Here is a 24,420-nt window from a genome sequence, read left to right as displayed (position 1 = left end):
GGTTTATTGCTCCTGAAATCCACCACCACCAGGAGTTTCTATGACAAAAATATCTCCTGGTTGCATTTCTGCGGTAGCAGTGCTATCTAAAACCTCTTGGATGCCATTTTCGCGTTGTATCCAGTTTTTTCCCACCTTTCCTGGTGCTCCACCATGTAATCCAAAGGGGGGGACTAAACGATGACCAGAAAGAATATTTGCCGTCATGGATTCCAGAAATTTGATTTTTCTGACCACCCCATTACCCCCGGAATATTTTCCTTTACCCCCACTATTCTCACGGATAGTAAAACTTTCCACTATTACCGGATAACGGGTTTCTAGCACTTCTGGATCGGTAAGTAGGGAATTAGTCATGTGAGTGTGAACTGCATCTGTGCCATCAAAGTCCATACCTGCTCCGGAACCACCACAAATAGTTTCATAATATTGATATTTTTCATTGCCAAAAGTGAAATTATTCATAGTTCCTTGGGAAGCAGCCATTACACCTAGGGCACCATATAAAGCATCAACAATAGTTTGTGATGTTTCCACATTTCCTGCTACTACTGCTGCAGGATAGGTGGGATTTAGCATACAACCTTGAGGAATAATAATTTCTAAAGGTTTGAGACAGCCAGCATTAAGAGGAATATTGTCATCTACCAGAGTTCTAAAGACATATAATACTGCTGCTTGGGTTACAGCTTTAGGTGCATTAAAATTACTCTTTAATTGTGGTGATGTGCCCGTAAAATCAATTTTAGCTGTGCGATTTTCCCGATTAATAGTGACTTGAACTTGAATTTTTGCCCCACTATCCATGACATATGTAAAGGATCCATTTTTTAAAACATTGATAGTTCTTCTTACTGATTCTTCCGCATTATCTTGTACAAACTGCATATAAACTTTTACAGTTTCCAGCCCATAGTGATCAACCATTTTTATTAATTCTTGGCTTCCCCTGGCGTTAGCGGCAATTTGAGCTTTAAAATCTGCTATATTTTGCTCAGGATTGCGACTGGGATAGGGATGATTTAACAGATAATTTCTCACAGAGGTTTCTTGTAGCTCTCCTTCCTGAACCAGGAGAAAATTATCAAAAATAATCCCTTCTTGGGTAATATCCGTACTATGGGGAGGCATGGATCCGGGGGTAATACCACCGATATCTGATTGGTGTCCTCGGGATGCAACAAAAAATAGGGGAGAGTCTTGCCCAGTTTTTAAAAACATATTTGAAAATGGGGGTAAAAATATGGGCGTGATAGCAGTAACATCAGGTAAATGGGTTCCCCCATTGTAGGGATTATTGGATAGATAAACATTGCCTGGTTTAATTGTAGTTCCCAAATCATTAATTAAACAGCGCACGCTTTCACTCATGGAACCTAAATGCACAGGAATATGAGGAGCGTTAGCAACTAATAAACCAGAACTGTCAAAAATAGCGCAGGAAAAATCCAGACGTTCCTTAATATTAACTGATACAGCTGTGTTTTGCAGGACTATTCCCATTTGTTCGGCAATGAATTGATAGAGATTTTTAAAAATTTCTAAGCGAACTGGATCTGGCTGAATATGATCATATAGTTTTTTCATCTTTCTGCTCTTTCCAAGATTAAATGATTACGTTCGGTTAATTTTACTTGCCAATTGGGTTCAACCACAATGGTGCTGATTTTCTCCACAATAATAGCAGTACCTGGGATAATATCTCCCGGTTGTAAATCTTCTCTTCTATAAACTGGAGTATACCACCATCTATTGGCGGTAAATAGCTCAACTACTTCTAAAGGTTGGGGAATTTGCCCCTGGGGAAGTTGACGGGAAATGATGGGTTCTTCTGGTGTGTCCATCTGTTGAATCACCTCGACAAAAATAGATTCCACAATTAAGGTTTTTTCTGGCTGAATAAACCCATATCTTGATTTGTGTTCCCTGGCAAATTGCTGCTGTATTAATTCTATATCGTTTCTAAAATCGACGGATAAGGTAGAATTAGTTCCCTCATACTTGAGGTTAAGGTTTTTAATCACCCTGACTGACAAATGATTTACCTGATTTTCTGCTGGATTTAATTCTTGATTGGCGGAAATTTCTAAACGGGTAACTAATTCCTGTAATTGGGGAATTAAGGACTGATTCAAGGGTTTTTCTACTCCGGTGACTCTGGTAGCTCTCACATCAGCTAAACCCATTCCATAAGCTGACAATACACCAGCAAAGGGATGCAAAAATATCTTTTTCATTCCTAAAGTATCCGCAATTAAACAAGCTACCTGTCCACCTGCACCTCCAAAACAACATAATACATATTCGCTAATATCATAACCCCGTTGTAGACTAATTTTTTTAATGGCATTAGCCATATTTTCCACAGCAATAGCAATAAATCCTGATGCTACCTGTGGAGGAGAAAAGGATTTTCCTGTAGTTAATGTCATATTCTGGGTCAAGTTTGTAAACTTCTCCAGCACTATTTCCCTATCCAAAGGTAATTGACCATCATTTCCAAAAACTGCTGGAAAGTATTGGGGTTGAATCTTCCCCAACATAATATTAGCGTCTGTGACTGTTAATGGTCCCCCCCGTCTGTAGGATGCAGGTCCGGGATTTGAACCTGCAGATTCTGGACCTACACGATAGGTGGATCCATCAAAAGATAAAATTGAACCTCCACCTGCAGCAATGGTATTAATCGCTAGGACGGGAACTCGCATCCGCGCACCTGCTATTTCCGAATCTAATTGTCTTTCATATTCCCCTTTAAAATGGGCCACATCTGTGCTTGTTCCTCCCATATCAAAGGTGATGATTAAATTAAATCCCGCTCTTTTACTAGTTTGTACTGCACCAACAATACCACCAGCAGGTCCACTTAAAATGCTATCTTTACCTTGAAATTTCTCTGCATCAGTTAACCCACCATCAGATTTCATAAACATTAATTTTACCTCAGGAACCTGACTGGAAACTTGATTGACATAACGACGTAATATGGGTGTTAAATAAGCATCCACAACTGTTGTATCTCCCCGACTCACAAGTTTCATTAGGGGACTAACTTGATGGGAAATGGAAATTTGGGTAAATCCAATTTCTTCGGCAATTTTTCCTATTTCTTGTTCATGTTTGGGATAGCGATCGCCATGCATAAGAACGATGGCGCAACTGTCAATTCCTGTTTGATGAATTGTTTGTAGGTCGTATTTAATTTGGTGATAATTTACGGGAAATAACTCCTTACCTTGAGCATCATATCTAGCATCTACTTCAATTACTGCTTCATACAGCATGGTGGGTAAAATTATCTGTCGAGCGAAAATGTTAGGACGGTTTTGATAACCAATTCTTAAAGCATCTTTAAAGCCTTTATTAATGACTAAAACAACCCGGTCTCCATGTCTTTCTAGCAGTGCATTTGTTGCCACTGTTGTTCCCATTTTAATCACTTCTATAGTTTGACCAGGAATACTCTGTTGGAGGGGAACTCCCATAATATGACGAATTCCTTGAATTACCGCATCTGTATACTGATCGGGATTCTCTGACAATAATTTATAAACTATTACCCATTGTTGATCGGGTAAGGGAACAATTAAAAATCTCTGGGGGTAGTTTAATAATCTATTGATTATGTCCTGATTATCGGTTAACGCTACAATATCTGTAAATGTTCCACCTCTGTCTGCAAAGAATTTTAACACCGTTTATTTCCTCATTTTCCTGTCTATATAATACCATGACCAAGGAGTCAACCACCCAGCTATGAATTTTAACGATTAACCTATTTTATGGAAATGTAAAATCCATTGGCAAGTTGTTGTTCAGACTACACCATTTTATCATTACTTGTATTAGCATCGAATATGTTAACAATTGACGATTTTTGTTAATCAACCAACTGTTTTTAAAAACTATAGTCCTATCTCTCCCTTTTGGTATATATGAAATATTCCCCATGGGCCAATGCGGTTCAAGTTCGTCAAACTAAGGAAAACTTTGCCAAACCAGAGGAAAAATTATCTTATGAATTGGGTAAAGCAGTACAAGAACTCCCTCCTATTTATACCCGACTATTAGCTGGAACTATTAGTGCAATTGTATTTAGCAGTATTTTATGGGCTCACCTTTCTCAAGTTGATGAAGTCGCAACTGCAACGGGTGAGTTAATCGCTTCTACTCAAATTAGACCAGTCACATCCTTGGGTAATGGTTCTATTTTAGCAGTAAAGGTCAAGGAAGGAGATCGGGTTAATAAGGATCAAGTGTTAATTGAAAGGAATCCTGATTTTCAACAAACTGATATTAACCGTTTAACAAAGGCCAGTAAATTAATTGAGGAAGATTTACAACGTTTAGAAACTGAAAGAACTGGAGCAAAAACTACGGGAACCAAATTACAAGACGAGTTGTTAAATTCTCGGTTATCAGACTACAAGGCTAAACAAATGTCTGCAGAAGCAGAAGCGAAACGGCAACTTGCCAATATTCAGCAAGCAAAAATCAGATTGAGTCGCTTACAAGAAAATCTGGCTAACAGTAAACCTGGTGTAGTTAATTCCCAAAACAATTTGGTCAATGCAGAAAATATTCGTAATCAAATACAAAGCAATTTGAAAATTGCTACCACTAGAGAAGAAAATCTCAGGACTCTACTCACTCCTGGTGCAGTTCCTAGGGTTGATTATCTGGAAGCTCTGGAGAGGGTAAATAGGGCAAATACGGATATTATCAGAGCTGTTAATGAGGTAAATAATGCTAAAAACAGATTACTGGAAGCTCAGGATAGGGTGACCTCTTTAGAAAAAGATATTGCTGCTCAAAAACAGGAAATTAATCAAGCACAACAGACTTATCAATCCGCTAAAAGTCAAAGTTTAAGATTAACATCAGAGAGACAAAGCGAAATTTTAACCCAGATAAATAAACGTAGAGAAGAAATGACCAATATTGTTGGACAATTAGACCAGGCAAAAAAACAAAGGGAGAAAGAAATAATTAAGGCCCCAGTATCGGGAATAATTTATAAAATCAAAGCCACTAAGGGTCCAGTTCAATCCGGTGAAGAATTACTCTCTATTTTACCCGAAGGAGAAGATATTCTACTAGAAGTAAAAGTTCTCAATCGGGATATTGGTTTTATTCGTCAAGGTATGTCAGCAAAGGTGAAGTTGGCAACTTTCCCTTTTCAAGAATTCGGTGTGGTGGATGCTGAGGTTTTACAAATTAGTCCTAATGCGGTGGTTGATGAAAAATTAGGTTTGGTTTTTCCCACTAGGATTAGGTTAAATAAGCATTCAATTACTATGGATGGTCAGGAGGTGGAGTTTACTCCAGGGATGATGGCAAATGCGGAAATAGTGACTCGCAAAAAATCAATTCTGACTTTTATTGTGGAACCAATTACTAGAAGGTTCAATGAGGCTTTTTCCGTCAGGTAAGTTGGGATTGAATCTGAGTTATTAAACTCAACCCAGGAAAATCTTAGGATGGGTTACATCCACCCATCCTACAAATAATTCCCTACTTATAGCTGGGGAACAAACTGGGTTTTATCGGGAACAACAGTATACTCAGCTACGATTTGCTGGAACTCATTACCGTCTATAGTCTCTTTTTCAATCAAAAGATCTACTAGACGATCAGTAAGAGTACGATTTTGCTTCATGATGTTTTTTGCCAAATCATAACACTCTTCTACAATTGTTCTCACTTGTGCGTCAATACGAGCGGCAATAGATTCAGAATACTCCGATCTGGTTGTCCAATCACGTCCTAAAAAGACTTCCCCTTGTTGACTTTCTAGGGATAGGGGACCAAGTTCGGACATACCGAAACGTGTTACCATTTGGCGCGCCATACCAGTTACCTGTTGTAAATCATTTCCTGCACCGGTAGTAACTTCTGCTGCACCAAAAATTACATCCTCAGCTGCACGCCCTCCTAAAGCACCTGTAATTCTCGCCTTGAGTTGAGAACGGGTAATTAATCCTTGTTCTTCATTAGGCATAAACCAGGTTAAACCCTGTGCTTGTCCTCTGGGAATTAGGGTGACTTTTTGGACTGGATCATGATCTTTTAACAAAGTACCTATTAAGGCATGTCCTATTTCATGGTAGGCAATTAATCGCTTACTCTTGCTGTCTACTAAAGGAGTGCCTTCCATCCCTGCTACTACCCGGTCAACCGCATCATCAATTTCTAATAGGGTAATTGCTTCTTTGCGTCTTCTGGCGGTCAAAATGGCCGCTTCATTCAATAAGTTGGCTAGGTCAGCACCGCTAAATCCAGGAGTTCGACGGGCAATTGCCTCTAAGGACACGCTTTGATCTAGTTTCTTGTTGCGGGCATGAACCTCTAAGATTTCTAACCGCCCTTTAATGTCAGGTGTATCTACCGTCACCTGTCTGTCAAAACGTCCAGGACGTAAAAGAGCTGAGTCAAGGACATCAGGACGGTTGGTAGCAGCAATAATAATGATGCCAGTGTTACCTTCAAAACCATCCATTTCCGTTAACAATTGGTTCAGGGTCTGCTCCCGCTCATCATTTCCACCACCTATACCCGCACCCCGTTGACGACCTACAGCATCAATTTCATCTATAAAGATAATACAAGGGGCGTTATCTTTGGCTTTTTTAAACAGGTCACGAACTCGGGAAGCTCCCACACCCACAAACATTTCTACGAATTCCGAACCGGAAATAGAAAAGAATGGTACGCCTGCTTCACCAGCAATTGCTTTTGCTAATAGGGTTTTACCTGTTCCCGGTGGTCCTACTAGCAACACACCTTTGGGAATTTTCGCCCCTACTGCAGTAAATTTCTCTGGTTGCTTTAAGAAGGTAACAACTTCTTGTAATTCTTCTTTAGCTTCTTCAATACCAGCTACGTCATCAAATTTTACTCCGGTTTTAGCCTCCATTTGGAAACGAGCACGAGATTTACCAAAGCTCATGGCTTGACCTGGTCCCCCAGGAAGGTTGTTAGAACGACGGAACAAAAAGAATAAACCGCCAATCAATAACACGGGGAAGACTAAATTGCCTAATAGACCCCAGATGGCACCGTCGTTACGAACTGGGTGAGCATCAAAACTGACTTGATGTTCTTTTAGTTTGTTCACTAGTTCGGGCGCATTGAAGGGGAGATCTACACGCCAACGTTGAACATGGTTCTCAATATCCTGATCCAGGGCTTCAATAATAGCTGTTCTACCCCCGTCGTATAGGTCTACACTGGTTACACGATCAGCATCCAGGTATTCTAAAAATCGTCCGTAGGTCATTCTGGTATTGGCAGCATTTTTGCTTTGATCCCCTGGGGATCCAGCAAATGTACCTTGCCAGAGAAAAAAGCCTATTACCAGGGCCAATACTGACCAAAGTGCTACAACTCTCCAGGAAAATTTCATCTGTTAATTTGCCTCTAGTACTAATATGACTAATTTTGTAACGGATGCTTATAAATCCATTTTGTAATTTGACATGGCAACACAGTTTGCCTAAGCTAGATCTGGGAGGTTTCCCCGCAATCTTAATTAAATTTAACATATTTCTCATACTAATATCAAATATCAAACGAAAATTGAAAATCCTAGGAATGTGGATTAATTACAGTTGGGGATTTAATTTGTTAAATTATTACTCTGTGGGTAAACACAACACAAGGTGAGGAAGAAATGGGTGTCGAGTCAATTACCGATGAAATCGTCAAAGTTCATACTAATGGACATAAATCAGAATTGAAAAACCAAAAACATAAAAAACTACTACCCCCCAGCACTAAATCGGGTGATTTATCCCGCAGTTGGAAAATAGAGGATAGTGAAGATCTATATCGCATTGAAGGTTGGGGTAGACCTTATTTTTCCATTAATGCAGCAGGACATGTTACAGTCTCTCCCAAGGGAGATCGGGGTGGATCTCTGGACTTGTTTGAGTTGGTCAATGCTCTAAAACAACGAAATCTGGGACTACCTTTGTTAATTCGTTTCTCTGATATTTTAGAGGATCGTATAGAGCGCTTAAACTCTTGCTTTGCCAAGGCGATCGCTCGCTATAATTATTCTGGAGTGTATAGGGGGGTTTTTCCGGTCAAATGCAACCAAGAACGGCACTTAATTGAAGATTTGGTGCGTTTTGGCAAGCCTCATCAGTTTGGACTGGAAGCAGGTTCTAAGCCAGAATTAATGATTGCTCTGGCTTTATTAGACACACCAGGAGCTTTATTAGTTTGTAATGGCTATAAAGACCGAGAATATATTGAAACAGCAATGTTGGCTCAAAAACTAGGACAAACTCCAATTATTGTCCTGGAACAAATTGAAGAGGTCGATCTAGCGATCGCAGCTAGTGCTCAGTTAGGGATTAAACCCATTTTGGGAGTACGGGCAAAATTAAGCACTCAAGGTATGGGTAGATGGGGAACTTCTACGGGAGACCGTGCTAAATTTGGCTTGACTATTCCAGAAATCATGGAAGCTGTGGATAGGTTAAGATCAGCCAATTTACTGGATTGTTTACAACTACTTCACTTTCATATTGGCTCACAAATTTCCGCGATTAATGTGATTAAAGATGCCATTCAAGAAGCTAGTCGGATCTATGTGGAACTGGCAATGTTAGGTGCTGACATGAAGTTCTTGGATGTGGGTGGCGGGTTAGGAGTAGATTATGATGGTTCCCAAACAAATTTCTATGCCTCTAAAAACTACAATATGCAAAACTATGCCAATGATATTGTAGCAGAGTTGAAAGATACATGCTCGGAAAGTAAAATTCCTGTACCTACCCTAATTAGTGAAAGTGGAAGAGCGATCGCATCGCACCAGTCCGTGCTTATCTTTGATGTTTTAAGTACCAGTGATGTTCCACTGAATCCACCGGAGGAGCTCCAGGAAGGAGAATCCCCAATTATAAAATACTTGTGGGAGACATATCAGTGTATCAACAAAGAAAACTATCAAGAGTTCTATCATGACGCTGCCCAGTTCAAGGAAGAAGCGATTAGTCGATTTAACTTAGGCATATTACGTCTACAGGAGCGAGCCAAGGCTGAGCGTTTATACTGGGCTTGTTGTCAAAAAATCCTGGAAATTACTAGGCAACAAGAATATGTACCAGATGAATTGGAAGATCTGGAAAAAATCATGGCTTCTATCTATTACATTAATCTCTCCGTATTTCAATCAGCACCAGACTGTTGGGCCATAGACCAATTATTTCCTATCATGCCCATTCACCGTTTAGATGAAGAACCGACTCAAAGGGGCATTTTAGCAGACCTAACTTGTGATAGCGATGGCAAAATCGACCGATTTATCGATCTAAGAGATGTTAAATCGGTTTTAGAGCTGCATAAATTCAACCCTGATAAACCCTATTATTTAGGGATGTTCCTCAACGGTGCTTACCAAGAAATCATGGGCAACCTACATAACTTGTTTGGTGATACCAATGCTGTTCATATTCAACTTACGCCCAAAGGTTACCAAATTGAGCACGTTGTCAAAGGGGATACCATGAGCGAAGTAGTCAGTTATGTCCAGTATGATTCAGAAGACATGGTAGAAAATATTCGCCAGCGTTGTGAACAAGCTCTATTAGAAGACCGTATCACCTTATCCGAATCCCAAAGATTGCTGCAAACCTATGAACAAAGTCTGAGAAGATATACTTATCTAAATAACAGTTAATCAAAGTTATCAATCCCCATTCCCCTACCATTTCCTAAACTGTAATTGCTCCTAACAACTCGGCGATCGCTTGGTGTTCTGGAGGAATTTCAGCGGGTAGGGTTTGACGTGCATCAGTAATTAGCCAGTCTAAAGCTGCTGCTTGTACGTCAATAGCAGCGCCCATTTTATCTACACAATACCGTCCAAATACCAACTTATCTACCAAGCGAACTCCTGGACCTAAGCGAGACCATTCAAAAATCACACTATTATCCACAGTCGCACCTCCACAAATCCAGCAATTTGGTCCAATCATGGATGGTCCGACAATTTTGGCCCCATCCTCAATTCGAGTCATAGCACCAATGTAAACAGGTCCAGTAATATCTACCCGATCCCAATTTACGGCTACATTTAAACCAGTATATATATTTGGAGCAACTTCATAACCGGGTATTTGTACATTTTTAATCTCTCCCAGTAAAACACCGCGAATTGCCCGCCAATAATCAGGTACTTTACCAATATCTACCCATTCAAAATCCATGGGGATAGCATAAAAGGGAGCATTAATTTCCACCAGGTGAGGGAACAACTGACTACCAATGTCATATTCAACACCGGATGGGATATACTTAAACACTTCTGGCTCAAAGATATAAATACCGGTGTTAATATTGGTGCTGAGAGCTTCTTCAACGGATGGTTTTTCCTGAAAAGCTCGCACTCGGTTATCATGATCTGTGACAACCACACCATAACTAGAAACTTCCTCTTGGGGGACAGACTTGGTAATAATAGTAGCCATTGCACCCTTAGACCTGTGCCACTTAACTGCTGCGGTGAGGTCTAAATCAATTAAAGCATCACCACACAAAACTACAAATGTTTCATCAAAAAAAGGTGAGAAATCTTGGATACGACGCATTCCCCCAGCTGAACCGATAGCTTCCCCCACTAATTTCCCTTGATCGTCTATTTTACCCTCAAAAGAATAACCAATCTGCACTCCGAACCTTTGACCATCACGGAAATAATTTTCTATCTCCTCAGCTAAATGGCTCACATTAACCATGATCTGGTCAAACCCATGTTTACGCAATAACTCTAGCAAAAACTCCATTACTGGCTTTTGCAGAATGGGAATCATTGGTTTAGGAATGGTATATGTAATAGGGCGTACACGAGTGCCTTTACCCGCTGCTAGAATCATTGCTTTCATAAAATGTTACTCCTGTTCCTCAACCACAAGCCAGTTTATTATCATTAAAATACCCAATTATAGTTTGATTATCCAATACTTTTTGGCAACCACGGATTTTTAGTTATAGCTGGCCCACCAATCAATAATTTACCATTACCATATATTTATCAAATTTGATCTAAGAATTTAGGGTACTAGCAACTACTTCTGTCTTAATAACCGCACTTTGACTTCCTGATAAAATTCTTCCTGGAATAGCTCTACTTTAGACTGGGCACAAAGGAGCAATAGTGCCCAAAACACACTGACTAGGTTACCATGCTCGGAATTGTGCTCACTGCTAGATTTTTTGTCCACCTGATTTGCTTGTTGTGTACCACTCCACAACTCTACCAGTTCTTCTAATCCCCAGGATGGTTCTGATGAATTTTCTTCTTTTGCTGCTAGAAGCAACACCTGTTCCACCTCCACAGCAACCTGGGTGAGATTTTCCTGGTGGGCTAATTCTAAGGCCGCTTTCATGGTTTTCATAGTTGGCTGACGCCTAGGTCGCTCCGATTTGTTTGGCTTTTCTACCTCCTTTAGCTGACTAGCCATAATCTGTAACTGCTCGATTAATTCTACCAGAGTAACGCGACGCTTAGGTGGGGGCATGGCAGCGGTCCGCCTTCTTAATTGCCTCTCTAACTGCAACCTCTCTATACTATGTGACTCTGTATTGTTATCATCTGTAACTACATCTTCAGAACTATTATCTATTTCACTATCTATTCTTGACAACTCCATTAAGGTATTTGCTTTAAAAAGAACAAGCATAGATGCGGATAGAAAAGCCTGACCGGACTGGTGCAAATCTGATTCATAACCTTGAGTGGTACCTTGGGGTGACATGAATTCTAAATACCGGTCAATTACCTCAACTACTTCCACATTCCAGGGATCTATCTCTCCCCTTTTGGCCTGTTCAATCAGGTTGTTAATTGTTGCTAACAGATCTTTGGCATCCATGGAAATGTATAATTAAAAACCATTTTTTCTAAGTTATTCCGTTGTTTCTAATAGTGTCAACTGTACTCTTGATAGTACCCGCAATTGGTACTGCTACTAAAGTCCCCAGCAAACCTCCAATTTCAAATCCCATCAAAATGGCAATGAAAATCCATAGGGGATTGAGTCCGGTAAAATTACCAAGTAATTTGGGTGCTAGGATATTATCTCTGATCTGTTGTATGATAATTGCCACCATTGCTACTGGAAATGCTAACCACCAAGTCTGTAAGGATACTAGTAAGGTCACTAACCCTATACCCAAAGTAGCACCAATTACAGGAACTAGTTCGGAGATTCCTATAATAATCGCAAATAATAGAGCAAAGGGAACTCTTAAAAATAAAAAGATTGGTGTTAAAGCGATTACCATGAATAATGCTAACAACAGTTGACTCAAAAAAAAGTTATGAAAATTCAATTGTAAGGATTTGCTCAGGGGTAATCCAATATAGGATGGTAGTTGATTAATTAACCCAGACCACAAGCGATCGCCATATATCAGCATATAAAATGCCAATACGACGACTAGGACTATATTTAAAAGTCCGGACAATAAAGTTCCAGCAAAACCCACTGCACCGGAGGCAATTTGTTGTAGAATATTTTGCACGCTGGCATTAATTTGACTGCTAACCACACTGAAATCAATATGCAAACGCTTTTGACGAGCTAAGACCTGTAACCTACTTAAATTTTCTTGACTGGAAGTCACCCAATCGGGGATATTTTTGAGGAGCTGGGTTGTTTGTTCCACTAGCATGGGGACTAGGGTAAAACCCAGAATCACCAATAGGGTTAAAGTAATCACTAAAACTATTATGACTGAGTAAGTTCTAGTAATCCTGGCCTTTTCTAGTAACTGGACAGGGTAATTGAGCAAAAAAGCTAAAATAGCTGCGATGCTGAGAATAGTGATTGGGTGCTGGAAGTAGTGGAACAACAAAGAGAGTAGCCAAACATTCACAGCGATAAGTGGACAGGCCAGTCCGTATGTTAATATAGTCTGCAGGGAAGCTGAAAGTCGCATGTTTAGTAATCAGGAACACAACAATGGATAGAACTATAGCGGATCTTCGACAGGACTACTCTTTACAAGAACTGGATGAGAAAAGTATTAATGGGAATCCCCTTGTACAATTTAGAATATGGTTTGATCAAGCTATAGCAGCGGAATTACCCGAACCTAATGCCATGACCCTGGCAACTTGCACCTGTGATGGCAAACCTTCAGCCAGAATGGTCTTGTTAAAAGACTTTGACGATAGGGGTTTTGTGTTGTTTACTAATTATAATAGTCATAAGGGACAAGAGTTAGGGATAAATCCCCATGCAGCATTAGTTTTTTGGTGGGCACAATTGGAGCGTCAGGTGAGAATCGTTGGTGGGGTGGAAAAAATTTCCCCCCAGGAGTCTGATGGGTATTTTGAAGTGCGTCCCCATGGTAGTCGCTTGGGTGCTTGGGCATCTAATCAAAGTGAAGTCATTCCCCATCGGGAGTTTTTGCAATTAAAATTGGCAGAACTTGAGCAGAAATATGAAAATCAATCAATACCCCGACCTCCTCACTGGGGAGGGTTTCGAGTGATTCCCCAGGAAATTGAATTTTGGCAGGGGCGTTCTAGTCGGTTACACGATAGATTACTGTATACCCGTTTGCATAATCATGAGTGGAGGATAGAGCGGTTATCCCCTTAAATATGTTTAAATATATTATTTATTATCAGTTTTGATTGGGTATATTTAAACTGGAATATTTCAAGTAGTAACCAAACAAAACTATAATAATAATTATTAAGGTTCCAATACTGAGCATATTGGGGAGCCAAAACACTACCTCTATTTGATTTAACTCTCCCAGTTGCATTTGCCATGTTATTTGTTGGTTATTTGTTTCTGGTGGGAGAGGTTTTACAGTGGAATTAATATTCTTAATATTCCCCCAGGGTGTTTTGAGGGTAAAGTCTATGTTGAACAGGGAAATTTGAGTTTTATCCGAACTGTTTTTTTGTGCAACTACTCCTGCTAAAGAGCGCAAATCTAATTGATAAATTAAATTATTTCTGGATAGGAACAAAAAGTTATTTTCTTTTAGGGTTATGTTGGAAGTAATATTGATTGGTTCATGGAGAGAGGTTTGTAGGGAGTGTGGGTAAAAAGTGGCTAATTTCTCCTCTAGTTCTTGACCATGAGTAAAAGGTATTTTCACCACCAGTTCACCTGGAGAAATATATTTGGTGGAACCCCCTATGTTGCTGACGCGACGAGATAAAACATTAAACCACTCCTGTAAATAATCACTGCTGAAACTGGTCAAGTTTTCAGCAATCCGAATGTGTTGTACCCATTCAGCATTATTACTGTTATGGAAATTAATACCCAGATTGTATTCTACACAACCGGATAAGATTAAGGACATAAAGATGATTAAAATCATCATCACCTTTTTGGAGTTTTTTGCCAGCTTTATTAAGCTTCTGCTATGGATACTGTTTTTAAAAACCAACCTTGTGGTTTTGTATGTGGCCATATATTTTCTCCTTTAGAACAAGGTAAACTCCATCTAACTGCTAACAACCCATTCAGAAACTCAACCAAACTAAATAGGAAATAGTACAAGCAGCAATAATTAAAGCCACCCAAATAAAAAGATTATCCTGTGTATTTACCTGACTAAGATCCACATATTCTGAATCCGGGGATTTCTGGGGTGAAGTTGATTTTTGCGGAGCAATTAGGGTTTTGGTTTGACGCTCAGAAATTGTAGCAAAATCAGGTATCTCTGTCATCCATTCTTTTGGTCGTTTGAGTTTGGGAGCTTTTAATATGTAGACTAAGCGCTTGGCCTGGGATTTAACTTCATAATGGGGATGATGGGAAAGCTCTTGACAAAGGGCGATCGCCTCTTGGGATCTTCCCGTAGCTTCGTAAGCGTTAACTAACCAGATATTTACTTCTCCAGCAAAGCGAGAATTTTGGAACAGTAGACTGGTAGCTTTTTCCAAATTATCTACAGATTGTTGATATTCTCCGTTCTCAAAGGCGATTTTGCCTTGGGAGTAAAGATTTTTCGCAGTTTCTAGGTTTTCTGTGCCCATTGGTGATTAGTTCATTGATAGTTACTTAGGGCCTAAATTTCTAGCTCCATTGAGAAACTTTTGGATACAAGCCCTATTAGTGTTTACTGAAACTGAGATCCTAAAATCATAGTTCCAATCCCCACATCCGTAAATATTTCTAACAATAGAGCATGGGGAATACGACCATCAATTATATGGGCGGCCTTTACCCCCTGCGCAAGAGAGCGCACACAACAGTTAACCTTAGGGATCATACCCCCACTCACTATACCATCATTAATCAATTCTCTTGCTTCTCTAATATCTACTTTAGGAATTAAAGTAGATGGATCCTTGTAGTTTGTTAAAATCCCCCTAGTATCCGTTAATAAAATTAACTTTTCCGCCCCTAAAGCAGCTGCTATCTCTCCTGCTACTGTATCAGCGTTAATGTTATAAGCTTGTCCGCTATCGTCAGCTGCTACGCTAGACACTACTGGAATATAACCACTTTTAGAAAGGGTTTCTAGAATTTTGATATTAATGCTGCTGACTTCCCCCACAAAACCAATACTTTCATCTCCCTGGGGACGAGCGGTAATCAAATTACCATCTTTACCACACAGTCCCACTCCCATACCACCAGATTGGTTAATCAGAGAGACTATTTCTTTATTGACTCTACCTACTAGCACCATTTCTACCACATCCATGGTTGGTGCATCGGTTACTCGCAGGCCATTTTTAAATTGTGGTTCTATCCCTAGTTTATCCAACCAGCTATTAATCTCAGGACCTCCACCATGAACCAAAATCGGTCTTAGACCAACACAAGATAAAAATACAATGTCACGAATAACTTTGTCTTTAAGATTACTGTCTTTCATCGCCGCACCTCCGTATTTGACTACTACGGTACGACCTGAAAACTGCTGGATATATGGTAGAGCTTCGCTGAGAATTTTAACGCGGGTAGCTTCTGCTTGCCTGATATACTCAATATCGTTAACCATTATGTAAATATTCCAAGTTTGATGCTGAATTTGCTATGAAACTAAATATAGCTTTAGCCAGTTAATTTTGGAATTTCTGGTGTTTTCAAAACTCCGGGAATTGCCTGCAGAATATTGGTCACCGTTTGTTCTGGTGTTTCCTGTTGGGTAATCTCAATATGTAAATCAGCTTGTGAGTATAAACTATAACGCTTATCTAAAAGCGATCGCAATTTATTCTGGGTGTCTGGGTCTTGTAAAAGGGGTCTTGTTTGATCTTCTTTTAATCGTTCTAGTAGTATTTCCACTGGTACATCAAGCCAAATTATTAACCCATGATGGAGATAACTCCAATTTTCTCGGCGCAGAACAATGCCTCCACCTGTAGCAATGGTTAATTTAGTATAGGCACAGACTTGAGCTAAAACATTACTTTCCAGTTGACGAAATGCTGGTTCTCCCTCGGTGATGAAAATGTCGCTGATGGGTTTACCCGCAGCTTTGACTATAACTTCATCAGTATCTATAAAACTATAGTTGACTGCTTGTGCTAATAAATTACCAATGGTAGTTTTACCACTTCCCATCATGCCAATTAAATATAGGTTTACTCCTTTTAATAATTGCTTGATTGAACCATCCATGATCTATTCCTCATCTGTCAAAAAATCCCAATCATCATCAGTATCATTATCCCTTGGGTTGGTGCTTGGGGGTTGATAGGGGGGAATAATGACTCGATAGTCCGCATCATAAATAGATTCAGTTTTCCCCACCCCAGTATTTTTGGGTGACTGGGAACTGTAGGAATAAACGGAGTCGGAAGGAGAAACATTCCCTTGGGTTGGTGATTTTGGTGGTTGGGTCAAATCCCAGTCATCACCTTCCTGGGAACCCCTAAGCCAATCATCAAGTTCATCGCTGCTCTCATCATTGCCATTTCTTGACTTGGGTGGATTCTTCACCGAATGTATATTCTCTTGATTATAATTATCAAAAGATTTTGATCCGCTTGGGGGAGCAGATGAACCAGTGGTGGAATACCCAGTGATTTTCCACAGGGTGCTAACAAAGGTGTTAATAAGTAAAGATGTTAAACCACCAGCAGTAATGCTAAATAAAATCCACAAAGCTAGGGGTAGGGGACGACTCCGCATTCCCAAGAACATTAGGGGTAAGGTAGGAGCAAGATTTTGGGCCAATAAAATCATTAGTCCCACCAGTACTACCACTAAAAAAGGCAATTTTCTACTCACCACTGGTTACCAATTGATTTTCTTGCCTCAGATATGCTTGGATAAAACTATCCAGATCACCATTCATCACATCACCAATAGCTGTTGTTTCAAGGTTTGTACGCAAGTCTTTGACTATTTGGTAAGGATGAAAAACATAGTTACGTATTTGATTACCCCAGGATGCTTCTACCATGTCACCACGAATTTCAGCTATCTCTTGGGCACGTTGCTCTCTGGCAATAACTAAAAGTTTAGCCTTGAGACGAGCCAAAGCTTTCTCCTTATTTTGTAATTGCGATCGCTCTTCTGTACAACGCACTGCTACTCCCGTAGGAATATGAACTATGCGCACTGCTGTTTCCACCTTGTTGACGTTTTGTCCACCCTTACCCCCTGCTCTGGAGGTAGTGATTTCTAAATCTTTTTCTGGTATTTCTAGGGTAACGGAGTTATCTATTTGTGGCATAACTTCCACTCCAGCAAAACTAGTTTGGCGTTTACCATTGGCATTAAAAGGAGAAATTCTCACTAACCGATGGGTTCCCATTTCTGCGCGTAGATAACCATAGGCATAACGACCTGTAATTTCCAGGGTAGCTGATTTTATCCCCGCTTCATCACCTTCAGATTCTTCAGCTAGTGTCACTTTATAACCATGGGCTTCTGCCCAACGGGTGTACATCCGCATTAGCATAAATGCCCAGTCTTGGGCATCTGTTCCTCCTGCACCTGCATTGATTGTTAGGACTGCGCCCTGGCTATCGTAGGGTCCAGAAAGTAGTTGTTGTAACTCCCACTGATCCAGATCGCGGTGCATTTGGTTAATGGTAGTTTCAGCTTCCTGTAAGAGTCCTTCATCTGCTTCTAGTTCCAATAGTTCCACCACTGCTTTAGTATCTTCTAAGTCAGTCTGCCAGTGGTAATACTGATCTAGGTGAGATTTGAGGTCGTTTAGTTCCTGAAGCGTTTGTTGTGCCTGGTTTTGGTCTTCCCAAAATTCTGGTTGGGCTGAGATCTGTTCCAGGTCTTGAATTTTGGCTTTGACTGCGGGTACGTCAAAGATAGTCCTGGGTTTTACCCAGGCGATTACACAATACTTCTATTTCCCGTTTTAGTTCTAGAACTTCCATAGTTTATCCTATCCATAATAACAAGAGTGGTGTAGGAGCAGTTAACTGCTCCTACTTTAATTGATTAAAGTTGATTAGTCCCGACTATTAATGGCAATTAACAGTCTCAAAATAAACACAAAAAGGTTAATGTATGTTAAATACATTGACAAAGCTGCGGGCAAGTATTCTTCATTGGTGTAAGTGCGGGGTAGTATGTAAAAATCTACTACAGATGCTCCAGCAAAGAGAAATACTCCTAGACCAGAAATACCAATTTCTAACCAGCTGGGTGTATAAACGCCGAACAGAGCAAAAACAAATTGAGTTAGGCATACAACAACTAAAGCTAGTATTCCCAGAGAAATGGTTTTCGTCAGGGCCATGCCATCGGATTCTGAAAGATTACTACCGATTTGACGGGCTACAATGAAGGTGATACCACATGATAAGGCTGCTATGCCAATACCCTGAATACCCACTCCTTGGGTGCCTAGAGCTACGAATACTAAGCCGCTGAGGGTGTATCCTGACAACAGACTATAAATGGCTAGGAGTGGCAAAGCAATGGCATTTTGACCCTTCTTGGCCACATTTTGGGCAACAAAGAACAAAATCAGTTCCACTACTACCGCACCCAAAAAACTAGAAAAGAATAGTTCTGGGTAGGAATTAATAATACCTAGACCACCATAGGTGCCCACAGCGGTGAGAACAAGACCACCACCAACATAGGGCAAAGCTTTGGCAATAACGTTGGAACCGACGAGACTGCGGTTTTGTGCCTCACGAAAAGCTTGACGAAAATTACTAGTGTTGCTCATACTACAAGTTTACAGCCGAATTTACAAATAGCAATTACCTATGTCATTATAACAACTCTATTCTATCACTATGAACTTCCGCGAAGAATTTAAACTATTACTCCGTGCCCGCTATCCCCTAATTTACATTCCTACCCAGGAAGAGGAAAGGGTGGAAGCTACTATTAGAGAAGAAGCAACAAATCAAGGAAATCGCCCGGTTTATACCTGGGACTTTGTTGATGGTTATCAGGGAAACCCTAATGATCAGGGTTTTGGTAAACGCAATCCTCTGCAAGCTTTAGAATTTGTTGAAAAAATACCATCGTCTGTCTGTGCGGTTATAATTTTAAGAGATTATCATCGCTTTTTAGACGATGTGGCTATTGCTCGCAAACTTCGTAATTTATCCCGACTCCTGAAATCTCAACCGAAAAACATTGTTTTATTATCCCCACGTGTTCTGATCCCCGATGATTTAACGGAAGTTATGACTGTGGTGGAATTCCCCTTACCCACTGTCCCGGAAATTAAAACTGAAGTGGAAAAATTGTTACAGGTCACGGGTAACTCTCTGTCTGGTAAGTTTGTTGATGATTTGGTACGTTCCTGTCAGGGTCTATCAATGGAAAGAATTCGCCGGGTTCTGTCACGGGCTTTAGCATCTCATGGAGAGCTATTGCCAGAAGATGTAGACCTGGTTCTGGAAGAAAAACGCCAAACTATTCGCCAAACCCAAATTCTTGACTTCTACCCTGCTACCGAGCAAATCTCTGATATTGGCGGGTTGGATAATCTCAAAGACTGGTTAATTCGCCGTGGTGGCTCATTTACACAACGGGCTCGACAGTACGGATTGCCACACCCCCGTGGTTTAATGTTGGTGGGAATTCAGGGAACTGGTAAGTCCCTCACTGCTAAGGCGATCGCTCACTATTGGCATTTACCTCTGTTACGCTTAGATGTGGGTCGTTTATTTGGGGGTTTAGTTGGTGAGTCGGAATCCCGCACTAGACAAATGATTCAAGTTGCTGAAGCTCTAGCTCCCTGTGTATTGTGGATTGATGAAATTGATAAGGCTTTTTCTGGTTTGGGTAGTAGGGGTGATGCGGGAACAACCAGTCGGGTATTTGGCACTTTTATTACCTGGTTAGCAGAAAAGACTTCTCCGGTATTTGTGGTTTCTACTGCTAATGATATTCAGTCTTTACCTCCGGAAATGTTGCGTAAGGGGCGATTTGATGAAATTTTCTTTGTGGGTTTACCCACCCAGGAAGAAAGAAAGGCTATTTTTCATGTTCACCTATCTAGGTTACGTCCCCACAATGTCAAGGGTTATGACATTGATAGATTGGCCTACGAAACTCCTGATTTCTCTGGAGCAGAAATTGAGCAGACTTTAATTGAGGCTATGCATATTGCGTTTAGTCAAAACCGTGATTTTATCACTGATGATGTTTTAGAAGCTGCTAGTCAAATCATTCCTCTAGCTAGAACAGCTGTGGAACAAATTCAACAACTTCAAGAATGGGCAGCTTCTGGTCGGGCCCGTCTAGCTTCTAAGCATAGTTCTTTAACTGAACGTATACAACGTCAATTATAGTAGGTGGTGGGATGTATCCTCTTGATAAAATAAGGAATAACTATGCTATCTGGTTTGCTTAAATTTGTGCTTGGATTTTTGTTGGCGATCGCCGTTTTGTTGGGTAGTGGTATGACAATAGCTATATACTTTATCAATCGTACTGCCATCACCCCTGAAAAACCCATGTTTGCTAATGACAATCCCGATCCAAAACCTAATTTACCCAAGGTTACCCCCAAAAAGGTGGTTAAGGTAAAACCAAAACCTACCGCAACACCAGAACTCAATCGGGAATCACCTACTGCTTTACCACCAGGATCCTATACTGCTGTGGTTACCTGGTCACAAGGTTTGAGTGTGCGAGATAAACCCGCTTTTGAGGGTCAAGCCATTGGTGGGGTTGCTGGTAATCAAAAAGTGATTATTTTAGAAACCAGTCAGGATGGTAAGTGGCAAAAAATTAGGATTCCAGATACTGATCAAGAAGGTTGGGTTAAAGCTGGTAATACGGAAAAATCAAATTGAAAGGGATAAATGGGAACCCTGTTGGTTCTTATTTACTTCTATTCGCGCCTGAAATGCTTCCTTGAGATGGGGAATATGGGTCACAGTCAAAATACAGGCAAAATCGCTCGCTATTGCGTTAATAGAAGCAATCAGGCGATCGCATCCTTCCGTATCTTGGGTGCCAAATCCCTCATCTATAATTAACAACTGTAGTGCAGCACCAGCACGCTGGGCCAGCAATTTAGCCAATGCTAACCGAATAGCAAAATTAATTCTAAACGCCTCCCCTCCCGAGTAAGTTTCATAAGCTCTTGTACCTCTTGTGTCAGCAATTAAAATTTCTAAAGTGTCCACCAACTTAGCGCCTTTCTTGGCTGATTTACTCCCCAACTTTTGGGTAATAAACTGTACATGTAACTGACTACCACTCAACCGAGAAAGTAATTTGTTGGTCTCTGCTTCCAGTTGTGGTAACACATTTTCAATCATCAGTGCTTGGATACCATTTTTACCAAATGCCTGTGCCAATTCCTGATAAACGCGCTGTTTTTTCTTACAAACTGCTAATTGCTCCTTTTCTTGCTCATATTGATTTTGCAGCAGTTCTAACTGATGTATCTTTTGTTCCAACCTGCCTAAATGAGTAATAGTTTCATCCATTTCTCGACGACGAACTACCATCTTCTGGTCTAAATCAGCAATTTTCTCTGCTGGATTGACCATAGAGGCTAATTGCTTCTCTATTTCGCCCATTTCCATGGCAAGTTTTTGTTTTAGCGCCTCTCTTTGCTGCAAATCACTACTCAAATCTGCCAGTCTTTTTTCCAGATAAGGATATTGTTGTTGAGCAGATAACAACTGCTGATGTTTCAATTGCCAATGTTGACTCCCTTGAACTTTTTTATGAATTTCCTGATGTGCTTCATGACTATAATCAATAGCAGCAATATCCACTGCTAATCTCCCAATTTCCTCAGCTATTGGTGAATTAGTCTGTTCCCATAGCACTTGTGCTTGTAACTCCTCAATCTTGGCTACTAGTTTAGGCTTAATCTGTGCTAGTTGAGCTATTTTCTTTTGAGCATCTTTAATCTGAGCCTGTTTAATTTCTGCCCATCGCCAACGCTCTATCTCACTTCTAGCTAAAGCGTGATTTTCTTCCTGATAATTTAGTTGTTGTAAATGCTGATCTACTTCTTGGAGTTCCTGTTGTAGTTCGGGAGCATAATCCCCTTGTAATTGAGCCTGTAAACTTTCCTTCTCTAAAGCAAGTTGCTTCAACCTTTCCCGGTCATCGATCATAGCTTGCAGATGAGCACCTAATTCTCCTTTTTTTTGCCTTAAAGACTCATATTCTGCCACCTGTCGGGAGATTGTCTGATATTCCGTCCTTAATGCTTGAATTTCTTGGTCAGACACTGCCAATAATTCTCGTGTTTGCCAAAATTGTTCCTGAGTATCCTTGTATTCTCCCTGAGTTTTCTCTACAACCCGACTCCAATTATGCTCATCTAAAGGACGTTCACAGAGGGGACATAGAGCATTAGGCTCCTGAAGTAGCTGTATCTTTTGTTCCAGCTTACCCAAAGATTTCTCGTATTCAGTTTGATGAGTTTGCAAACGTTCAATTACATGGCGACGATCATTTCCTTTTTCATGTACCCTTTGAAGATAGACACGTTTCTTTTCCAACTCCTCAATTTGCTTATCCAGTTGTGTAGCGGACTCCTGTAACCGAGAAAAGTCAGAATCTTTCGATTGTAGTTGTTGTCGAGTATTTTCCAACCCCTCCAATTTAGCTGACAAAGTAGCATAAACCCGGTCTATCCGACTTTGTAAACTTGCTCGTTGTTGTAGGAGGGGAGTCACTTGGATTTGTAACTGTTCCATCTGGTTAAGATGTTCACGAGCAGCAGATAAACTGCTCAATGCAGATTCTACTTCTTTAGACTTGTGTAAGCACCCTTGTAATTCCTGCTCCTGTTTTTCCGAGGCCTTTAATTCTACCGACTCCTGTTGTATTTGCAGTTGAATGGTTTGAACTCGTGTCCCTAGTTCCTGTTCTCGTGCTTGTTTAAAACTAATAGCAAGATTATGTTGCTCAAATTTCCTAGTAAAAGACTCTTCCTGAGATTGTAGAGCTTGAAAACCACTATAACCAGCTTGAATTTCTTCAGACTGACCTAAAATAGAATCTAACTCCTGCAATTGAGACTTGACAACTGAACCATCTTGATACAGGCGATCGCATTCTGGAACGAGATTCTGACACTGTTGTTGAACTACCCCCAACTTAGTTTCCCAATCGTGACGTTGACGTTCAACCACCTGTAGATCTTGCAACTGTTGATAATCAGAAGTCTGTTGTTGTTGCAAATGATGTAATCTGGTTTCCAAAGTTGCTCTTTGGGTTTGAATTGTCTCCTTATCAGTCAATTGTAATTGAATGTTGTGGATAGAACGTTCCAACTCTTCCACCCTTCCCTTACACTGCTTAGAATTATCCTTAGCTCTGTCCTCCAACAAATCATACTGATTGAGCTTTAACAACTCCGCCAAAATCTCCTTACGTTGAGCAGGTCCTTTTAGCATAAATTCATCAGCGCGTCCTTGGCGGAGGTAAGCCGAATTAATAAAAGTTTCATAATCCAACTTAATATGTTGGAGAATCAGGTCCTGGGTAGCACGGATACCCTTACCCGTAAGAGGACGAAAACCAGCAGGAGTTTCCAATTGAAATTCCAAAATACCTGTAGCACCTCGGGCACGAGTACGAATTACCCGATATTTTTGTAAATTGTTGTAGAAAGTAAAATCAACCCTAACCTCTTGTGATCCAGCATAGATAACATCATCCTCAATGTTGGCACGACTTTGACCCCAGATTGCCCAAGTTATAGACTCCAACAAAGAAGATTTACCTGCTCCATTAGGACCACAAATGCAGGCCGTGTGCAATCCCATAAAATCTAAAGTTGCATCACGGTAACTCAAAAAGTTTTTTAGAATCAGTCGAACTGGAATCATTATTAACTCTGGTGAGATATATACACAAGGTAGCAAATACTTCTATCCTAATAGTTTATTTCAAATTAGGGATGCAAAAAACGATTTTTTAGTGTTGAATGTTAAAGAGTGAGGAAATTCTTGACATTGGCCACGGATTTTTTCCCAAAAAATACTAACAACTAAAGATGTTACCATAC

General features: G+C 40.4%; 19 protein-coding genes. 5 read left to right on the top strand and 14 right to left on the bottom strand.

Annotated elements, in window-relative coordinates:
- Positions 1-3 precede the first annotated feature (3 nt).
- Both ASL19_RS05690 and ASL19_RS05685 read right to left on the bottom strand, forming a co-directional pair.
- Positions 4-1,587, bottom strand: a complete 1,584-nt coding sequence (locus ASL19_RS05690) for a hydantoinase B/oxoprolinase family protein (protein ID WP_057177577.1) — start codon at positions 1,585-1,587, stop codon at positions 4-6.
- Positions 1,584-3,695, bottom strand: a complete 2,112-nt coding sequence (locus tag ASL19_RS05685; protein WP_057177576.1) for a hydantoinase/oxoprolinase family protein — start codon at positions 3,693-3,695, stop codon at positions 1,584-1,586. Before ASL19_RS05685 ends, ASL19_RS05690 begins: the two co-directional genes overlap by 4 nt.
- Positions 3,696-3,935: 240 nt before the next feature.
- Between ASL19_RS05685 and ASL19_RS05680 the strand changes: the two genes are divergently transcribed.
- Positions 3,936-5,432, top strand: a complete 1,497-nt coding sequence (locus tag ASL19_RS05680) for an HlyD family efflux transporter periplasmic adaptor subunit (RefSeq protein WP_006278636.1) — start codon at positions 3,936-3,938, stop codon at positions 5,430-5,432.
- A gap of 86 nt (positions 5,433-5,518) precedes the next feature.
- Here the strand turns inward: ASL19_RS05680 and ftsH2 are convergent, their stop codons facing one another.
- Positions 5,519-7,405: an ATP-dependent zinc metalloprotease FtsH2 gene (ftsH2, locus tag ASL19_RS05675; RefSeq protein WP_006278637.1), complete on the bottom strand. Its 1,887-nt coding sequence runs from the start codon at positions 7,403-7,405 to the stop codon at positions 5,519-5,521.
- A gap of 267 nt (positions 7,406-7,672) precedes the next feature.
- Here ftsH2 and speA point away from each other — a divergent pair, with 267 nt between their 5' ends.
- Positions 7,673-9,688 (top strand): biosynthetic arginine decarboxylase, encoded by a 2,016-nt coding sequence (gene speA, locus ASL19_RS05670; protein WP_006278638.1) that lies wholly within the window; start codon positions 7,673-7,675, stop codon positions 9,686-9,688.
- A gap of 34 nt (positions 9,689-9,722) precedes the next feature.
- On the opposite strand, the gene ASL19_RS05665 is transcribed toward speA, so the two are convergent.
- The 3 genes from ASL19_RS05665 to ASL19_RS05655 all read right to left on the bottom strand — a co-directional run bounded on the left by ASL19_RS05665 (position 9,723) and on the right by ASL19_RS05655 (position 12,951).
- Positions 9,723-10,892: a sugar phosphate nucleotidyltransferase gene (locus ASL19_RS05665; RefSeq protein ID WP_006278639.1), complete on the bottom strand. Its 1,170-nt coding sequence runs from the start codon at positions 10,890-10,892 to the stop codon at positions 9,723-9,725.
- Positions 10,893-11,075: 183 nt separating this feature from the next.
- Positions 11,076-11,882, bottom strand: a complete 807-nt coding sequence (locus ASL19_RS05660) for a segregation/condensation protein A (RefSeq protein ID WP_057177575.1) — start codon at positions 11,880-11,882, stop codon at positions 11,076-11,078.
- Between the two features lie 28 nt (positions 11,883-11,910).
- Positions 11,911-12,951, bottom strand: a complete 1,041-nt coding sequence (locus tag ASL19_RS05655) for an AI-2E family transporter (protein ID WP_057177574.1) — start codon at positions 12,949-12,951, stop codon at positions 11,911-11,913.
- A gap of 23 nt (positions 12,952-12,974) precedes the next feature.
- Here ASL19_RS05655 and pdxH point away from each other — a divergent pair, with 23 nt between their 5' ends.
- Positions 12,975-13,619 (top strand): pyridoxamine 5'-phosphate oxidase, encoded by a 645-nt coding sequence (gene pdxH, locus ASL19_RS05650; protein ID WP_057177573.1) that lies wholly within the window; start codon positions 12,975-12,977, stop codon positions 13,617-13,619.
- 25 nt (positions 13,620-13,644) lie between these two features.
- Here the strand turns inward: pdxH and ASL19_RS05645 are convergent, their stop codons facing one another.
- From ASL19_RS05645 to ASL19_RS05615, 7 genes are all read right to left on the bottom strand, one after another.
- Positions 13,645-14,451, bottom strand: a complete 807-nt coding sequence (locus ASL19_RS05645; protein WP_072149093.1) for a DUF3153 domain-containing protein — start codon at positions 14,449-14,451, stop codon at positions 13,645-13,647.
- Between the two features lie 52 nt (positions 14,452-14,503).
- Complete coding sequence (bamD, locus tag ASL19_RS05640) at positions 14,504-15,019, bottom strand: outer membrane protein assembly factor BamD (protein WP_057177572.1); 516 nt, start codon at positions 15,017-15,019, stop codon at positions 14,504-14,506.
- 83 nt (positions 15,020-15,102) lie between these two features.
- A complete protein-coding gene (argB, locus tag ASL19_RS05635) occupies positions 15,103-15,996 on the bottom strand; it encodes an acetylglutamate kinase (RefSeq protein WP_175459360.1) in 894 nt (297 codons plus the stop codon).
- A 50-nt stretch (positions 15,997-16,046) separates the two neighbouring features.
- A complete protein-coding gene (locus ASL19_RS05630) occupies positions 16,047-16,616 on the bottom strand; it encodes a shikimate kinase (RefSeq protein WP_057177571.1) in 570 nt (189 codons plus the stop codon).
- Positions 16,617-16,619: 3 nt separating this feature from the next.
- Positions 16,620-17,216 (bottom strand): hypothetical protein, encoded by a 597-nt coding sequence (locus ASL19_RS05625; RefSeq protein WP_006277581.1) that lies wholly within the window; start codon positions 17,214-17,216, stop codon positions 16,620-16,622.
- 4 nt (positions 17,217-17,220) lie between these two features.
- Positions 17,221-18,340, bottom strand: a protein-coding gene (gene prfB / locus ASL19_RS05620; protein ID WP_152980402.1) for a peptide chain release factor 2 whose coding sequence is annotated in 2 segments (ribosomal slippage) — positions 17,221-18,267 and positions 18,269-18,340 — 1,119 coding nt in all. Because the reading frame shifts where the segments join, the coding sequence is not laid out codon by codon here.
- Between the two features lie 74 nt (positions 18,341-18,414).
- The gene (locus ASL19_RS05615) at positions 18,415-19,143 is read right to left on the bottom strand and encodes a Bax inhibitor-1 family protein (RefSeq protein WP_057177570.1); all 729 of its coding nucleotides are present in this window, start codon (positions 19,141-19,143) and stop codon (positions 18,415-18,417) included.
- Positions 19,144-19,213: 70 nt separating this feature from the next.
- Here ASL19_RS05615 and ASL19_RS05610 point away from each other — a divergent pair, with 70 nt between their 5' ends.
- A complete protein-coding gene (locus ASL19_RS05610) occupies positions 19,214-20,725 on the top strand; it encodes an AAA family ATPase (RefSeq protein WP_057177569.1) in 1,512 nt (503 codons plus the stop codon).
- 42 nt (positions 20,726-20,767) lie between these two features.
- The gene (locus ASL19_RS05605; RefSeq protein WP_057177568.1) at positions 20,768-21,232 is read left to right on the top strand and encodes an SH3 domain-containing protein; all 465 of its coding nucleotides are present in this window, start codon (positions 20,768-20,770) and stop codon (positions 21,230-21,232) included.
- On the opposite strand, the gene sbcC is transcribed toward ASL19_RS05605, so the two are convergent.
- Entirely contained in the window at positions 21,224-24,241 is a 3,018-nt protein-coding gene (sbcC, locus tag ASL19_RS05600) for an exonuclease subunit SbcC (protein ID WP_057177567.1), read from the bottom strand. The genes ASL19_RS05605 and sbcC overlap by 9 nt on opposite strands.
- Positions 24,242-24,420 lie beyond the last annotated feature (179 nt).

The sequence above is a fragment of the Cylindrospermopsis sp. CR12 genome (assembly GCF_001432185.1).
Lineage (GTDB): Bacteria > Cyanobacteriota > Cyanobacteriia > Cyanobacteriales > Nostocaceae > Raphidiopsis > Raphidiopsis raciborskii.
This window is presented reverse-complemented; position numbering and strand designations above follow the sequence as displayed.

Coding starts and splice junctions, on each gene's coding strand:
- bamD (WP_057177572.1), bottom strand. CDS start 15,019: ATGGGCACAGAAAACCTAGAAACTGCGAAAAATCTTTACTCCCAAGGC.
- pdxH (WP_057177573.1), top strand. CDS start 12,975: ATGGATAGAACTATAGCGGATCTTCGACAGGACTACTCTTTACAAGAA.
- ASL19_RS05630 (WP_057177571.1), bottom strand. CDS start 16,616: ATGGATGGTTCAATCAAGCAATTATTAAAAGGAGTAAACCTATATTTA.
- ASL19_RS05660 (WP_057177575.1), bottom strand. CDS start 11,882: ATGGATGCCAAAGATCTGTTAGCAACAATTAACAACCTGATTGAACAG.
- speA (WP_006278638.1), top strand. CDS start 7,673: ATGGGTGTCGAGTCAATTACCGATGAAATCGTCAAAGTTCATACTAAT.
- ASL19_RS05615 (WP_057177570.1), bottom strand. CDS start 19,143: ATGAGCAACACTAGTAATTTTCGTCAAGCTTTTCGTGAGGCACAAAAC.
- ASL19_RS05690 (WP_057177577.1), bottom strand. CDS start 1,587: ATGAAAAAACTATATGATCATATTCAGCCAGATCCAGTTCGCTTAGAA.
- ASL19_RS05645 (WP_072149093.1), bottom strand. CDS start 14,451: ATGGCCACATACAAAACCACAAGGTTGGTTTTTAAAAACAGTATCCAT.
- ASL19_RS05665 (WP_006278639.1), bottom strand. CDS start 10,892: ATGAAAGCAATGATTCTAGCAGCGGGTAAAGGCACTCGTGTACGCCCT.
- ASL19_RS05605 (WP_057177568.1), top strand. CDS start 20,768: ATGCTATCTGGTTTGCTTAAATTTGTGCTTGGATTTTTGTTGGCGATC.
- ASL19_RS05610 (WP_057177569.1), top strand. CDS start 19,214: ATGAACTTCCGCGAAGAATTTAAACTATTACTCCGTGCCCGCTATCCC.
- sbcC (WP_057177567.1), bottom strand. CDS start 24,241: ATGATTCCAGTTCGACTGATTCTAAAAAACTTTTTGAGTTACCGTGAT.
- ASL19_RS05680 (WP_006278636.1), top strand. CDS start 3,936: ATGAAATATTCCCCATGGGCCAATGCGGTTCAAGTTCGTCAAACTAAG.
- ftsH2 (WP_006278637.1), bottom strand. CDS start 7,405: ATGAAATTTTCCTGGAGAGTTGTAGCACTTTGGTCAGTATTGGCCCTG.
- ASL19_RS05655 (WP_057177574.1), bottom strand. CDS start 12,951: ATGCGACTTTCAGCTTCCCTGCAGACTATATTAACATACGGACTGGCC.